20 protein-coding genes are annotated in these 13,665 nt (G+C 61.4%); 12 read left to right on the forward strand and 8 right to left on the reverse strand.

Annotated features, from left to right (window positions below; genetic code table 11):
• The 6 genes from ACO2Q4_RS20250 to ACO2Q4_RS20275 form a co-directional block, all read left to right on the forward strand.
• The coding region (locus ACO2Q4_RS20250; RefSeq protein WP_423321512.1) for a sulfatase-like hydrolase/transferase at window positions 1–1,571 on the forward strand (1,571 nt) is incomplete at its 5' end.
• Window positions 1,568–1,747 carry a hypothetical protein gene (locus ACO2Q4_RS20255; RefSeq protein WP_423321514.1) on the forward strand — a complete coding sequence of 60 codons (180 nt, stop codon included), beginning with the start codon at window positions 1,568–1,570 and terminating at the stop codon, window positions 1,745–1,747. The genes ACO2Q4_RS20250 and ACO2Q4_RS20255, both read left to right, overlap by 4 nt.
• A complete protein-coding gene (locus ACO2Q4_RS20260) occupies window positions 1,744–2,346 on the forward strand; it encodes a hypothetical protein (RefSeq protein ID WP_423321516.1) in 603 nt (200 codons plus the stop codon). The genes ACO2Q4_RS20255 and ACO2Q4_RS20260 overlap by 4 nt, the downstream gene beginning before the upstream one ends.
• Before the next feature lie 206 nt (window positions 2,347–2,552).
• Window positions 2,553–3,371: an N-acetylmuramidase domain-containing protein gene (locus tag ACO2Q4_RS20265; protein WP_423321518.1), complete on the forward strand. Its 819-nt coding sequence runs from the start codon at window positions 2,553–2,555 to the stop codon at window positions 3,369–3,371.
• Between the two features lie 105 nt (window positions 3,372–3,476).
• The gene (locus ACO2Q4_RS20270) at window positions 3,477–3,881 is read left to right on the forward strand and encodes a hypothetical protein (RefSeq protein WP_423321520.1); all 405 of its coding nucleotides are present in this window, start codon (window positions 3,477–3,479) and stop codon (window positions 3,879–3,881) included.
• Window positions 3,882–4,036: 155 nt separating this feature from the next.
• On the forward strand, window positions 4,037–4,171 hold the full coding sequence (locus tag ACO2Q4_RS20275; RefSeq protein ID WP_423321522.1) for a DNA adenine methylase: 135 nt from the start codon (window positions 4,037–4,039) through the stop codon (window positions 4,169–4,171).
• Between the two features lie 34 nt (window positions 4,172–4,205).
• Here the strand turns inward: ACO2Q4_RS20275 and ACO2Q4_RS20280 are convergent, their stop codons facing one another.
• The 4 genes from ACO2Q4_RS20280 to ACO2Q4_RS20295 all read right to left on the reverse strand — a co-directional run bounded on the left by ACO2Q4_RS20280 (window position 4,206) and on the right by ACO2Q4_RS20295 (window position 5,727).
• The gene (locus ACO2Q4_RS20280) at window positions 4,206–4,547 is read right to left on the reverse strand and encodes a hypothetical protein (RefSeq protein ID WP_423321524.1); all 342 of its coding nucleotides are present in this window, start codon (window positions 4,545–4,547) and stop codon (window positions 4,206–4,208) included.
• 180 nt (window positions 4,548–4,727) lie between these two features.
• On the reverse strand, window positions 4,728–4,880 hold the full coding sequence (locus ACO2Q4_RS20285; protein ID WP_423321526.1) for a hypothetical protein: 153 nt from the start codon (window positions 4,878–4,880) through the stop codon (window positions 4,728–4,730).
• Window positions 4,881–4,928: 48 nt separating this feature from the next.
• Complete coding sequence (locus ACO2Q4_RS20290; RefSeq protein WP_423321528.1) at window positions 4,929–5,411, reverse strand: type II toxin-antitoxin system HicB family antitoxin; 483 nt, start codon at window positions 5,409–5,411, stop codon at window positions 4,929–4,931.
• A 94-nt stretch (window positions 5,412–5,505) separates the two neighbouring features.
• Entirely contained in the window at window positions 5,506–5,727 is a 222-nt protein-coding gene (locus ACO2Q4_RS20295) for a sigma factor (RefSeq protein ID WP_423321530.1), read from the reverse strand.
• Between the two features lie 206 nt (window positions 5,728–5,933).
• Between ACO2Q4_RS20295 and ACO2Q4_RS20300 the strand changes: the two genes are divergently transcribed.
• Genes ACO2Q4_RS20300 through ACO2Q4_RS20315 form a run of 4 tightly spaced genes read left to right on the forward strand, consistent with a single transcriptional unit; the run spans window position 5,934 to window position 7,351 of the window.
• A complete protein-coding gene (locus ACO2Q4_RS20300) occupies window positions 5,934–6,182 on the forward strand; it encodes a hypothetical protein (protein WP_423321532.1) in 249 nt (82 codons plus the stop codon).
• Between the two features lie 4 nt (window positions 6,183–6,186).
• Window positions 6,187–6,807 (forward strand): SOS response-associated peptidase, encoded by a 621-nt coding sequence (locus tag ACO2Q4_RS20305; protein ID WP_423321534.1) that lies wholly within the window; start codon window positions 6,187–6,189, stop codon window positions 6,805–6,807.
• A gap of 44 nt (window positions 6,808–6,851) precedes the next feature.
• Window positions 6,852–7,082, forward strand: a complete 231-nt coding sequence (locus tag ACO2Q4_RS20310) for a hypothetical protein (RefSeq protein ID WP_423321536.1) — start codon at window positions 6,852–6,854, stop codon at window positions 7,080–7,082.
• A gap of 47 nt (window positions 7,083–7,129) precedes the next feature.
• Entirely contained in the window at window positions 7,130–7,351 is a 222-nt protein-coding gene (locus ACO2Q4_RS20315; RefSeq protein WP_423321537.1) for a hypothetical protein, read from the forward strand.
• Between the two features lie 151 nt (window positions 7,352–7,502).
• Here the strand turns inward: ACO2Q4_RS20315 and ACO2Q4_RS20320 are convergent, their stop codons facing one another.
• The 4 genes from ACO2Q4_RS20320 to ACO2Q4_RS20335 all read right to left on the reverse strand — a co-directional run bounded on the left by ACO2Q4_RS20320 (window position 7,503) and on the right by ACO2Q4_RS20335 (window position 11,936).
• A complete protein-coding gene (locus ACO2Q4_RS20320) occupies window positions 7,503–7,751 on the reverse strand; it encodes a hypothetical protein (protein ID WP_423321539.1) in 249 nt (82 codons plus the stop codon).
• A 76-nt stretch (window positions 7,752–7,827) separates the two neighbouring features.
• On the reverse strand, window positions 7,828–9,294 hold the full coding sequence (locus ACO2Q4_RS20325; RefSeq protein WP_423321541.1) for a DUF1254 domain-containing protein: 1,467 nt from the start codon (window positions 9,292–9,294) through the stop codon (window positions 7,828–7,830).
• Window positions 9,295–9,337: 43 nt separating this feature from the next.
• Window positions 9,338–10,783 (reverse strand): DUF1254 domain-containing protein, encoded by a 1,446-nt coding sequence (locus tag ACO2Q4_RS20330; protein ID WP_423321543.1) that lies wholly within the window; start codon window positions 10,781–10,783, stop codon window positions 9,338–9,340.
• 181 nt (window positions 10,784–10,964) lie between these two features.
• Window positions 10,965–11,936, reverse strand: coding sequence for a helix-turn-helix domain-containing protein (locus tag ACO2Q4_RS20335; protein ID WP_423321545.1), 972 nt, complete (start codon window positions 11,934–11,936; stop codon window positions 10,965–10,967).
• A 236-nt stretch (window positions 11,937–12,172) separates the two neighbouring features.
• Here ACO2Q4_RS20335 and ACO2Q4_RS20340 point away from each other — a divergent pair, with 236 nt between their 5' ends.
• Both ACO2Q4_RS20340 and ACO2Q4_RS20345 read left to right on the forward strand, forming a co-directional pair.
• The gene (locus ACO2Q4_RS20340; RefSeq protein WP_423321547.1) at window positions 12,173–12,880 is read left to right on the forward strand and encodes a type II CAAX prenyl endopeptidase Rce1 family protein; all 708 of its coding nucleotides are present in this window, start codon (window positions 12,173–12,175) and stop codon (window positions 12,878–12,880) included.
• A gap of 36 nt (window positions 12,881–12,916) precedes the next feature.
• The gene (locus tag ACO2Q4_RS20345; protein WP_423321549.1) at window positions 12,917–13,459 is read left to right on the forward strand and encodes a hypothetical protein; all 543 of its coding nucleotides are present in this window, start codon (window positions 12,917–12,919) and stop codon (window positions 13,457–13,459) included.
• The last annotated feature ends 206 nt before the right edge of the window (window positions 13,460–13,665 follow it).

Raw genomic sequence — 13,665 nt, forward strand, 5'->3', positions numbered from 1 at the left:
CCGACTGGCCGCTGGCCTGGGACCTGCTGCCCTTCCCGCGCGACTTCGTCGGCATGGGCCAGCAGATCGGCACGCCCAGCCCCGGCACCTGGACGTCCGAGGAAATCGACTATTGGCGGCGCTCGGTCCGCAATTACATCGCTGCCGTCGTCTGGGCAGATGAGAAGCTGGGCGTCGTCCTCGATGCGCTGGAGGCCAGCCCCTTCAACGATGACACCCTGATCACCTGCTGGTCGGATCACGGCTATCACCTGGGCGACAAGGACCGCTGGCACAAGTTCACGCTCTGGGAGGAATCCTGCAACGCCCCCTTCATGGTCTCGCTGCCGGGCCAGGCCGTCGCGCGTGAGGTCTGGGACCCGGTGTCGCTGATCGATATCGGCAAGACCGTCTGCGACATCCTCGGCGTCGATCTGCCGTCGCATTACCGCGGCGTCTCCCTGAAGCCCTTCTGCGAGGGCCACCCCATGCCCGAGCGGATGGTGCCGAGCTTCAACTATGGCTCTGCTTCCGGCGCCATCGGGCCGTGGCGGGTCTCGGTCTATCAGGACGAGACCTTCGAGTTCTACAACGTCATGACCGACCCCTGGCTCAAGGACAATATCGCGCTGAGGGAGCCGACCAATCCGCTGTTCCTGCAATATCGCGATATGCTCTATGAGACCTGCCGCGAATGGGGCCTGGACCTGGTGACGGATGGCGCGATCCTGCAGCCGGGAACGCCCTTCACCTCCTTTCTCGGCTGGGAGCCGCCGGCGAAGGCGATCACCAACAGCATCTTCCTGATGGGCGATGTCGAGGAGATGGCGCGGACGCCCAACTACCTGCGCATGTACCAGGCCGCCACGCCCTGGCGCGGGGTGGCACAGCAGCGGATCACCATGCCGACCGGCGTCGGCTTCCTGAACCTCACCGACAATTCCGAGGGCATGTCGATCATCGGCAATGCCGACAGCAATGTCATTGTCCTCAGCGCTGGAAAGAACCGCAGGGTCGAGCTGGGCGACGGCGACGACATCCTGACCGGTGTCGCCAATTCCAGAAGCGCATCGCTGGGCGGCCGGGTTCTGGCCTATGGCGGGCGCGGCAATGACTGGATCGGCGGCAGCGATGGAGCCAACTGGGAGCAACCGCATGACACGCTTTATGGCGGCGCCGGCAACGACACCCTGATGGGCTATGCCGGCAACGATTATCTCGACGGCGGCGCGGGCGATGACTCGCTCGATGGAGGATCCGGCAATGACACCCTGATCGCGGGTGCGGGCAATGACACGCTGCTCGGCGGGACCGGCAACGACACCCTGATCATCACCGGCGGTTCGCATCGCCTGACCGGCGGAAGCGATGCCGATACCTTCCGGATCATGCGCACCGGCCAGCTGCAGACCATCACCGACCTGACCTCGGCCGACACGCTCGACCTCTCGGACTGGGCGGGGATCCAGCCCGTCACCGTCACCCAGGTCGGCGCGACGGTCGAAGTCACCGCCGCGCTGGAGCGGATCGTCTGCCTTGCCGCAACCCGCGCCACCGTCGTGGCCCGCATCACGGGGGCATCGGTCGCATGAGCTATCGCGATGAATCCGGCCGCGAGGTCGCCCCGGGCGAATGGATCGCCATCCAGCACGGCTGCAGCTGCACGGTCCGGGATGGGGAGGCGGTCGACAACGAGCGCTGGCCGGACTGGCTGGTCAGGGGATGCCCGTTGCACGATCCGGGCGGGGAAGGAGACGCCGATCAATGACCCAGACCATCGAGAGCAAGGGACCGCGACTGGTGCCCACTCGGCAATTCTTCCTCGATCGTCTCTGGATCTGGCTGACCGGAATCGCATTCTGGGTCGTTGGAGCCATCCTGCTGGCGATCTTCACGCCGTTCTGGGCGACGATGCAAATGATCTGGGACAGCCCGCGCGTTCTGGCCGCCCTGCAGCAAGAGGTCGCGGCATTGCGCGCGGATCTGACCGACGCCACCGGGGACAATCGCGTCATCCGCCAGACGCCTGGTCTCAGCTATGTCACCGAACCGGTCCATGTCGGCGAGGCCGTGATCCTGAACCTGGTCCTGGAGCGGACCGAGCTCGGCGCGAAATGCGTCCTGATTGGCGGGCAGAGCCTGTTTACCGAGGCAGGTGGCGTTACCACGCCCGGCTCGGCTGTGATGCCGTCCCGCCAGATCGGTGAGGAAACTGCCCGGCTGCGCATCAAACTGGTGCCGCCGGACACATTGCGGCCCGGCAGGATCGAGTTGTTCGTCGCGCTGGAGTACGACTGCGACGACCGACGGGTCTTTGACCGAACCGACGTGGTCACGTATTCGCTGCTGCCGCGGCCGGGTCAATGAAGCTGATCTCGCAAGCGAGATTTTTCAGCGCTTCGACCATGCTGTCGTGGGGCGGCCGGGCGGAGTTCCTACCCTCACGCCCGACCTGACCACGACCAGCATTCGGACACACAGCTCGCGGCTGGCACACAGCCTAAGCGGCTGATCGCACAATTCAACCAAATCCGGCCCGCCATCGCGCGGGCTTTTTTCATTTGGAGAACCGCATGTACCCAGCCGGGTTCAAGGGCGCTGCAAGGCCGCTCACCGATATCGACGTGGCGCGCGTCGGCCGGGTGATCGGTGTCGGCGAAGACGAAATCCGCGCCGTGATCGAGGTCGAGACATCGGGCGGCGGATTCGACAAGCAAGGTCGGCCGAAGATGCTGTTCGAGCCGCATGTTTTCTATCGCGAGCTGGGGGCAGGGCCCAAGCGCGTCACGGCCGAGGCGCAGGGGCTGGCCTATCCGAAATGGCGCGCGGGCGCCTATCCGTCGGACAGCTATCCGCGGCTGGCGACGGCCATCAATATCGATGCCGCCGCGGCACTGCGCTCGGCCAGTTGGGGCCTTGGCCAGATCATGGGCTTCAATCACCGCGCCGCTGGCTACGCCAGCGCCGGGGACATGGTCGAGGCCTTCTGCGAACGCGAGGTCGCGGGCCTGGAGGCGATGGTAAGCTTCATCAGCTCCGAGGCATTGGATGATGATCTGCGCCGCCATGACTGGTCAGGATTCGCGCGCGGCTACAATGGCGCGGGCTATGCCGCCAACGGCTACCACACCCGCCTGGAGGCCGCCTACAAGCGCTGGCAGGCGATCCCGGACACATTGGCACCCGTCTATCCCAAGATCGGTCTGGGCAGCCGCAGCGCGGCCGTGCGCAAAGCACAGGAGCTGCTACTCCTTCTAGGCTTCGATCCCAACGGAATCGACGGGATCTTCGGCCAGGACACCTACAGGGCCGTAATCGCTTTCCAGAAATCCCGTGGGCTCGTCGCCGACGGGATCATCGGCCCCAAGACATGGGCCGCGCTCAACGCCTGATTTTTCCGCCCGTGCTGTCACCGGTCCTGCCGCGCGCGGTCGATGACGAGACGGCGCGACAGCGGGCACGGGCAATCCTTCAGAAATCGAAAGAGGACTTCGAACATGGATTCGATCAAGACCATCGTTCCGATCTGGATCGGAAAGACCCGTAGCTTCTGGCTGGGGATCGTGCCGACGGCGCTGACCACCGTGGATCTGGCTTTCACCCATCTGACCGGAGAAGGCAGTGAGCCGGTTGCCAATGCGGTCGCTGCGATCGCGCAGCAGGTCGGAGTGGATTGGACCGGGGAGCAGATCGCGAGCTTCATGCGGACGCTCTATCCCCTTTATCTGATTATCTTCGCCCAGCAGCGCGGGACCTTCAGCGGTGCAATCCCGCGCCCCTATACCCTCGATCCTAAGAAGGAGGGCCAGATCATCGAGATGGTCGAGAACGGCAAGTCGGCCTTCGATGCGGGCGTGCAGATCGGGGAAGCGCTCAGCCGCAACCTGCCGCTCGATCGCTAGAAAATACGTCCTGCCGCGTGCGGCAGGGGATCGGTCTGTGCCAACAGCTCGATCCAGGCGGCAACCATTGGAGTGAGAGCCGCCCCGACCAAACTGCACTTATGGTCGCCTGCACCCCTCGCGAGGGCAGGGGCCGGGTAAGTGAGAATCATATCTTGGAGCAAGTAAAACCTGCCGCGCCGGTCGCCCCTTGGCTCGGCGGCAAGAAGCAGTTGCATGGCCGCATCATCCAGAGGATCGAGGCCTTGGATCACCGCACCTATGTGGAGCCGTTCGTCGGCATCTGCTGATTAGCAATTTCGAGCAGATCGCTCGCCTCCTCGGCTACCGCGGCAGGTCGAATGCCTGTCCGGCTGCGCGCAGTTCATCCAAACTCTTTTCGCGGCAGGAACCGACCCGGTCACCATCGATATGTTCTGCATGCCCATGGGTCGAAATCACGCCCGCTTGGCGATCCGGCGAAAGGTAGATCGCTTTGCCATCGGGCCCAAGCTGAGAAAAATAATAGGCGCTGGTGATGTTTTCATATTCGCAATAGATAACTACAGGAAAGTCGAGGAATGTGGGCTGGGCTTGGGCCGAACTTCTGCTAATTGCCGGGATCGTCAGATATGACGCGATAGAGATCGCGGCGACGGAACGGAGTGCAAAACTTCTCCAGAGCAATTTCTTCTCCTCTCGGGCAAACGGGACTTCTAACTTGGGATCACATCTTCGAGCCGTGATTCGGGCGGATGTCGCAGGGGCAAGGCACGAGTGTAACTCAACTAGAAAAACTGGACTGGATTAAGTCAGCCGTTGAAGTCTCCCGCCTCTGTCTTCCCGTGGCGGGGGCCTTTTTGCGTTTCAGGTTTCGGACGTCTGTTGCTCTGCGTCGATCTGCGCAACCAGATCTTCGAACACCGCTTCGACCTCCTCGTCGCTGAGGTCGGCTACCGGTGGAGCCTCAATTTGATCCGGCTTTTCGCCCGAGCGGATCGCCTTTTCAGTGCCCGACATGACACCCTCCTTTGAGTTGGACGGTTCCAGCAAGATACCGCAAAACGGTCAGGACTTCGACTGCTGCAGCGATGGGGTCGGCAATAGCTCTTCCGTGGCTTGAGGGCGGAACTGCGGGACAGACTCCAGCCGCAATATTACGGTCTTGTTCAGAGCCGCAAAGGCATCCTCGAAATGCGCAAGCTTGGCCTGGTGGTGAGGATAGAACAGGCGGTCGACCTTCGTGCGCGGCCATCCCGTCAGTCTCGCCAGATCGGCGCGGGTCAGCCCAGCCTGTTTCACCGTCCAAAGAAGTTGAACTTTGATGTCCAGTGCCAAGGGAACAATTACGCAGGGCCCATTCGCCTTCTTGGGCACTGGGATATCCGCGAAGGCCTGAAGCCGTTCGGCTATGATATCCGCGACGGCAAGTTCCACACGCGCCAACGCCTGCTCGAAGGTGTGCGCGGTCGCCCTGATTTCGTCGAAGTCGGGACAGGTTACGGTAATCGTGCCGTCGCCTTCCTCAACGATAGAGAGCGGATATTTCATGGCTGCACCTTTCCACAGCATTGCTTGTCATGCTGCAAATGTGCGCGATGCGCGCCAAAAGTCGAGATATCAGACCAATCACAGGAGCAGCCATTCAGGGAGCAGGCGTCGGTTTGCCCAGAACTTCGCAAGCCAACATGTCAGTGATGAAGACGAGCCAGTTCTCAATGCCGAACCGAGGATCGAACTGATCCACATGATCGATTGCCCAGGTCAAGGTTGTCGCGACGAGGTCCTCGGCCCTTTCCTCGTCAAGCTGAAACCCCCTCGCGTGGTTCAGCAGTCCGGGCACGCATGCCAAAACACTCTCGTCCATCGGGCACCCCTCCATACCATCGACGACCTGACGGCCCGAAAACGCAACATCTTAGTCCCGGTTCCCGTCTCTAGGCAGCATCGACTCTTCTTCCTCGACGGTCTAGTTTGTTCTCGTCTTGTTCTCAACCAACATCTATGCCCCCGAAACGTTTTTCCTCGAACCCCTTCCGTAACCCGATGCTCTATCAGCAGGCGGAGAAAGGGATGTTGCTCACCGTCCGATGCACGATGTGCAAGCGCACGGCGCGGTACTGGGCGACGGACCTGATGAAGGTGGTCGGGCCGTATCATCAGGCCCACCTTCCTCCCTTCAAGTGCGGCCAGTGTAAGACCTCGGAATATCTGGACATCCAATGGAGCTTGCCGAGCGCGCGCGAGCTGGCCGAAGGCTTGACCGTCCGGCGGCCGGTTCGGCAGATTACGAAATGGATCTGGCAAAACGAGAAGACCTGACCGCATGTGCAATCTCTACCACAGCAGCACCCCGCAGGAGCTGATGCGACGACTGTTCTCGCGCCTGTCGGATCGTGCCGTGAACCTGGAGCCGGGGGATATCTATCCTGACCGCCTGGGGCCCATCATCCGGCACGGTGAGGGCGAAGGCTGGGATCTGGTCAAGGCGCGTTGGGGAATGCCCAGTCCGCCGCAATTCCACAGCAAGAGTGGCCGGGACGCGGGCGTAACCAATATCCGCAACGTCGCCAGCACTCACTGGCGCCGCTGGCTGGGGCCAGAGCACCGCTGCCTGGTGCCGGTCGATCGGTTCAGCGAGCCGGGCGCTGACAAGCGGCCAGCCTGGTTTGCACCTGTCGACGGAGCGCCGATGTTTTTCGCGGGTATCGAAACGCGCGGCTGGACCAGCATCCGCAAGGTCAAGGATGGCGAAACCGTCGATAATCTGTTCGGCTTCCTAACCTGCGCTCCCAATGCCGAGGTTGGCGCGGTCCATCCCAAAGCCATGCCGGTGATCCTGCGGACGCCGGGCGAATGGGATGCCTGGATGCATGCGCCCTGGGATATCGCGAAGCACCTCCAGCGCCCTCTTCCAGACGGCGCGCTACAGTTGGTGGACGTGTGATGAGTAATGCTCGGACCATCCGCCCCGTGAGTTATGAGGAGACTGTGGGCAACTTCCGCATCGTCAACGATGCTTTAGGGATGGGGACAGCACTGATGAGGCATTGCCAGCCAGAACAACCCACATTTCAGACCGCCGCCTTGGCAGTGCTGCAGTTGAGCAAGGGTGAAATCGATCCCGAGGAGGCGCGGGATGCCTTCTTCGATGCGCTGGAAGCTGTAGGGGTGTTCGTAAGAGGCGTGGCTCGAAACGGCTTTGGCGGCAGGACCTCATGACCAGACGATCAAGTTCCAGAGCCAAGAGAGACGCAAGGTCCTTTCCCGTGCGCCTTCTCATCTATGTCCCCGGGTCGGGTTTCGGGAAAATGCTGGACGAGATGCATGCCTGGCTGTCGCAGCACGCGGGTCAGGAAGGCTACGCGATCCACGGTGCAGGTATGGCAGCGATCCGGGACGTCATGGCGGTCTACCTCATGCAGCCCAGCCTTGCGGCCGAGTTTTACGAGCAGTTCCCGTCGCTGGAACTTCTCGGAGAACCGTGCTGAGGCAGGTTTGACTGGTCGTTCAGAGCCCTTCTGCGACATTCAGGCGGGCCGCAACAATTCCCGCGCGCTCGCACTTGCAGCATGGAGTGCCACTCAAAAGCAGTCGATCAGCCCGCATCATGCCGAGATGCGGCTTCCTGAAAGCCGCCCTTCAGCCTGTTCTGGAAGCGGTGAGCAAAAGCCTGATTTCGTCTTCGATTTCCATCGCGATACACCAGAATTGATGGGCGACCTCTGGTTTGTCGCACCAGATCTCGCTTGCTTCCAGTGCAGCCGCGTAGTCTTGGCACAGGGATTTGAACTCGGGGCGCGGTGCCAAGGATCGGATGGCCGCTTCATTCTCGGTCAGTCTATTCAGAAACGCCCGAATGGAAGGGTCGAGACTTTCCTCATTGGTCAACGTCGATGTCCTCCTCGACGCCATCTGATTTGGGGGTCCGGAGCGCCGCGAGGAACACCGGACCTTGGTAACGTGTTTACTCGACGACCTTGATCACCGGCGGCTGCCAACTGCCGTCGATGATCGGCTCTTTGCCCCAATAGGCGCGGATATAGAGCGAGAAGGGCTCCGCGGGCGCCGGCAGCCAGTTGCTTTCCTTGTCCGCGCCGGGAGATTTTGATCCCGCATAGATGGTCAGCGAACCGTCCTCGTTGCGCTTGAGCGTCGTGTTCTTGGTCCCCAACGAATAGCGGTTCAGTTCGTTGGCATGAAAGAAATGCTCCTTGTTGTAGAGCGTCATCGACCAGAAACCCTCGACCGGAGGCTCCTGCCCGGCGGCGAAGGTCACGGAATAGGTCTTGCTGCCATCGAGCGCCGCGCCGGATGCTTCATTGTCGGTGTAGAAATACTGCGTTTCATTCGGGCGGTTCTCGAACATGTTCGATCGCGCGGTTGCCGTCCGGTTGAAATAGTCCACCCCGAACTCGGCATTGTTCAGTGACCTGTTCCAGCCGTTCCCGGCCGGCGCGCCATTGTGCTGCCATTGCAGGAAGGGAGAAATGATCTCCTCCTCCGCCTTGGCCGCCTCATCGACGATCGCGGCCTTCAGATCCGGATCCTTGGCGGCCAGATCCATAAGCCAGCGGTATTGGGCATACATGGATTCCTCGCCGGGAAGCGGCGGGACCATGGCAAGGATCTCGGGTAGCTGGTCGAAATATTTCTCGGGCACCACCCAGCGCGTTTCGGCGCCAGAGCCGCTATCGGGCGTCGGAATGTCTTCCGCGGTTGCCCATTCGATGGTCTTCATCTCGCCGGTGAATTCCGACAGCGGATAGGCGACGACCTGATTGATCAGCGGCTGGATCGCGGCGCGGTCCTCGTCGGTATCGTTCTGGAAGATGCGCGGAATGGCATTGGCAAGCGAGGTCGAGGACTGGACCACGCCGGTGATGCCCTTGGGCACCTCTCCGTTCCATTTCGGTCCGGCAAGCAGGTAGAAGCCGGGCTTGGTGCCATAGGGCTTGCCGATCTCGCCGAACTGGTCGGTGCGCTGGTCGTAAAGCGCATAGACGAAGAAGCGATCGCCGAAATCTGGAACTTGGATCACCACCGGCTCGGCATCGAGATCGAAGAAGCCAAGACCGTAGACGACATCCTGGTTCGGGCAGGCGATGAAGCGCTGGCTGGGCTCGATATAGTCATGCAGCATGCCGATCTGTCCGCGCGGGGCCGCTGGCAGCACGCCGCCCAGCAGGCCCGGATGCGGTGCCTGGGTGATCCGCTCGCGGCGGTTTAGCATGTTGGCCATCGGCCAGCCCCAGAGATAGGCGCTGCGGGCGACGGCACGGACATAGGCCTCCTGCGGGGTCACGTCAGCCGATGGCAGGGTCATTTCGGTTGAAGAAGGCGTAGTCGCCGCCTGCTGTGCGTGGGCGAGCGATCCAAAGGACAGGGTCGTGGTCAGCAGGACCGCTGTGAAAGCGGAGATAGGTCTGTTCATCTTACTGCTCCGACATGGGTTTTGTTCGATGAGATTCCCGGCATCATTCGACCTTCACGATGTCATCCGGTTTCCACGTCTGATCGTAGAACTCGGTCTTGGCACCATAAAGGCGCAGCGCGGCGATGAAGTTGCGATCCGGAACGGTCTGGATGAAGGCCGCATCCGCGACACCCTCGGGCTGCGAGGGGCCGAACCAGATGTCGATCGAACCATCGTCATTCTTCGGGATGTCGTAGAAGCCGTTGGTGGAGGGCAGGAGTTGCTCGGTCTCGGGCATGGTCCCGTCGGTGACGTTATAGGCGGTCACCGCCCAGAACAGCGCGGCGGGCGGATTCGCTGGCAGGTGCATCCGGTAAGTGTTCGAGCCGTTCAGGAAATCGCCGTCCGCGTCCCGCGCAGTGAAAGGATATTTCGAGCCTGCGTTGATCGTGTGCATCACCATCGCCGGGGCCGAGGAATAGACATACTGGAAATAGCCGGCGCGCTGGTTGATGTCGGTGTAGCTGTCTTGGGCGAAATCGGCGGTCGCGCCGGCCCAAGCCGTCTCATACTGCCGATCGGCGTAGTAGAGGTTGCGCTTGTCGTCACGGCCCAACTGCCGCAGCGCCAGCGCCATCTTCGGCGCGGTTTCCACGGCCTTCTGCAAAAGCTCCTGCTGCTTCGGCGTCGGCTCGAATGGCTGGCCTTTGATGATGCCGATTCCGGCCAGCACGCCGCGCAACTCCATGTCGATGGCGCCGACGGGCTCGTAATCCACGAATTCCTTGAGCTTGGTGAAATAGCTCGCATCCGTCGGATACATCATGTTGATGCGCTGGCCGCTGGCATTCGGGAACTCCATCGGCTTGGCGTCCTTCTCCATCGCGGAGAGCGGATAGATGCGTGTTTGTTCGGCCAGTGCCACGGCGGGCGCGGGGTCGGGCTTGCCGTCGCCCTGTGCCATCACCGTGCGGAAGAAGAGGAAGACGTTGTAGGTCGGGGATTTCACCGGGAAGTAGCCGCCCGGCACCGGCCCGGTATAGTCCGGCGGCAAGAGCAGATAGAGCCCGCCCCGCGCCCGGTCGGGACCAATCGCGCCCACATCGGTCAGAGTGCGCTGGAAGAAGTCGGTGAACATGCCGATCACATTCGGGGGCGCGGCCACGACCAGCGGACCGGTCTCTTTCAGGTCGAGGTAGTTCATCGAATAGACCACATCGGCATTCGGTGTCGGCACCCAGGTGCGGCTGTCCATCCGGTCCTTCCAGATCGGCAGGATATTGTAGCCCTCGCCGAACAGCGCCTCGGACCCGTCGCGCATGCCGATGACGTTCAGTGCCGGCAGCATGGCCATATAGGCTTGGATCGCCTGCTGGTAGTATAGCTCATCGCGCAGCGCCCGGGCTTCCTCCTGGGGTAGCCAGTTGCCGTTGTTGATCTGCTGGACGAGCGGTGGAGTCGATTGTGCGCCGGCCTCCTGGGCGTAGCTGCTGGCAGGAGCAAGCATCAACAGGCCTAGGGCAGTCGTAGAAAGGACTTTTGTCAACGAGAGGGTCATCTGAGTCTCCCTTTGCGACCGGGACGGATTCCGTCGGGATAAGGTCGCGGTTGCATCTCAGATGGTAGGCAGGGCGATTGCAGTCGGTCTAGGCGGATCGTGCCAAAACGATAGGCGGAAAGTGCCGAAATCACCCGCCGGCAAGCTTTTGCCTTGCCACGGTCTGCGAGGGTAATTCTCCGAAAAGTTCACGATACCAGCTCGCGAGACGGCTTGGTTCCTCGATGCCCCATTGGCTGCCGATGAGGGCGATGGTGCAAAGCGCCTCGCGCTCCGAGGCGAGGTCGTGCCGGATGCGATGCAGGCGCAGCCGCCGGACATAATTCTGCGGCGGCTCTCCTAGGATCTCATCAAAGGCCCGGAACAGCGTCCGGCGGGACGTCAGCGACGCGCGGACCAGATCGTCAATCCTGATCGGGGCCTGAAGGTTGGCGTGGATATAGGCGCGGGCACGGCCGACAATGACGGCATGTTTCTCGGAAGGTCGGCCTCCCGTGACCTGCCGCGCAGCTCGCGCAAAATGCGCAACCAGCGACCGAAGCAGGAGGTCGACCAGAGCCTCTCCGTCTGCTGTCGCAACTCCAGTCTCGTGAATTCGCGCAAAGCGATTGCCAAGAACTCGCAGGGCCGTCGCTTCCATGTAGCGTTCATGCAGCCGGCTTCCTCCGAGCGTCTCATTATCGAGAACCTGCTCCGATTCCGCGGCAAACTCTTCCAGCTTCTCAAGATCGAGCGTCGCCGCCACATAGGTCGATCCCGACCCGTAGAACGAGTCGTGCAGATCGCCCGCGCGAAAGACCCCGACGCTGCCCGTGCGTATTTCCTTCAGCCAATGCCAAGAACCGGGAGCCGCGTTCAGGACCACGCCAACTGTGATCTTGTTTTCCGACAGCGCACCCCGAAGCGAGACCGTGCCTTCGACTCTCCCGCTGCTGAGGACAATGCCGCCGCCTTCGTGGAACACCAGGCTGCCGCGGAACGGGCCGTTGTTCATCTGAACGGCGTCGAGACCCGCACCCTTCACAGCATCGGAGAGTTGGTCAATCCGCTCAATTGCGAGATGCTGCCACTGACCGGCCGCTGCAGGAGCGGCATCGCTCATTCGAGTCGGTGGTAAGACTAAGGGCAACGACGATACTCCGAGCCATTTCGGGGCGTGGATGTCCAGGACGTTACGCATTGGGATCGACTATTCCAATTGATTTGGCGATCAGAGCGGTGCGCGCATGCGGATTTCCAGAGCGACCCTTTGCGTGATCGGAACCACACGCGGTTGACCGTTCCGCGTTCCGGGTTACTGTCGCCGCATGCGTCACCCACTCCAGTGCGTTGGATCCCATGATCGATGTTGATAACCTCCCGCTGCAAAACGACGCAATCGCACCGGCTGGCTGGGGACTGATCCTTGCCGGGCTTGCCTTGGGGCTTGCTTTGTTGATTGGCGGTCCGGTGGCGCTGGGAGTTCCCGCTCTCATAACCGGCATCCTTTTTCCTGCCCTGCCCCTCTTCGCGCTGGCCGTTTCTGCTGGCCGGGGACGAACCGGATTGTTCCGTCCACTTCGATTGAAGGATGCTTTCCTGATCCCGGCTTTTGCCGCGCTGGCAATCATTCTCACGCTGCTGGCCGCCTTAGCTATCAGCGACATTGCTCCGACCGCGACAAATCCCATCTTCGCTCAGATCCAATCCCAAGACGGGTTCGATTTCATTCTCCAACTGCTCTCGACACTCCCGTCGCTGCTTGGCGAGGAGTTGCTGGCCATACTTCCCATGCTCGCGGTGACGTCGTTCCTGCGCAGCCGCACGGGTATGGATGACGGCACGTCGCTTGCGTTCGGCATCTTTACGGGATGGCTGATTTTCTGCCTTGCACATCTGCCCACCTACGATTGGAACGTGGCGCAATGTTTCGGGATAATCGGGACAGCGCGGCTGGTCTTCACGCTTGCGTTTCTTGTTACGCGCAATCTTTGGGTGTCATTTGGGGCGCATGTTGCAACGGATTGGACCGAGCTCATATTCGCGCGACACTTTGACCAGCCATGAACTTGAAAATCAAATACGTTTGCACAGGAGATCAAGATGACGAAACGCTTGATGACGGCAGTTTTGCTCGCGCTTGGGATCGCGACCCCGGCCCTCGCCGACGTTCCCTTTTTCAATGCAACCTGCCCGAGTCACATCGAGGTGCATTCGGACGCGGGCGGTCCCGTGTTCCTGAACGGCAATGAGGCCAAGCTTCACCGGTTCAACGCGAATTACTACGAGGCGGTCAGAGACCACATCACCGTGTCGATCAGCGTGAATCCCGACCACAGCCTTGCCGTCTCATATACCAAGGGCGGCGCAAGCGGCATCTGCCAAGTGAATGCGCATCAGCGGCAGGGCCGCAAGGTGCAGGAGCCTGTGGCGCCCAAGCTCGCCATGACCACGTCGGAAATGTCGCGTTTCTGCAGGGGCGAGGCGGCGTCGCATTTCAACGTCCGGCCGGCCGATCTGACGGTGAACCCGTCCTTCAAGGTGGGCAATCGCTACGTGGCACAGGGTTGGTTCGACGGCGCGCGCGGCTCGACCTTCTTCAATTGCTTCTTCGACGGTCAAGGCCATTTCCAGAGCCTCAACTAAGCCAGTCAGGAGCGCGGTTGCACCAAATTTCTGTCATCGGTTTTACCTCGCCGACGCAGCGAATGACCGGTTTGTCCGCATCGCCGCCGGTTGACCGCGCACCCTGACCATTTGGACAGGTTGGCCAAATTCCGCCTGAAGCGCATGCTGGTCTTGCTGAGGTAGCCCACAATGAAAGCTTGCATCGAGAGGGTCGGTCCTGGAGG

The sequence above is a fragment of the Paracoccus sp. KR1-242 genome (assembly GCF_049446195.1).
Classification (GTDB): domain Bacteria; phylum Pseudomonadota; class Alphaproteobacteria; order Rhodobacterales; family Rhodobacteraceae; genus Paracoccus; species Paracoccus broussonetiae.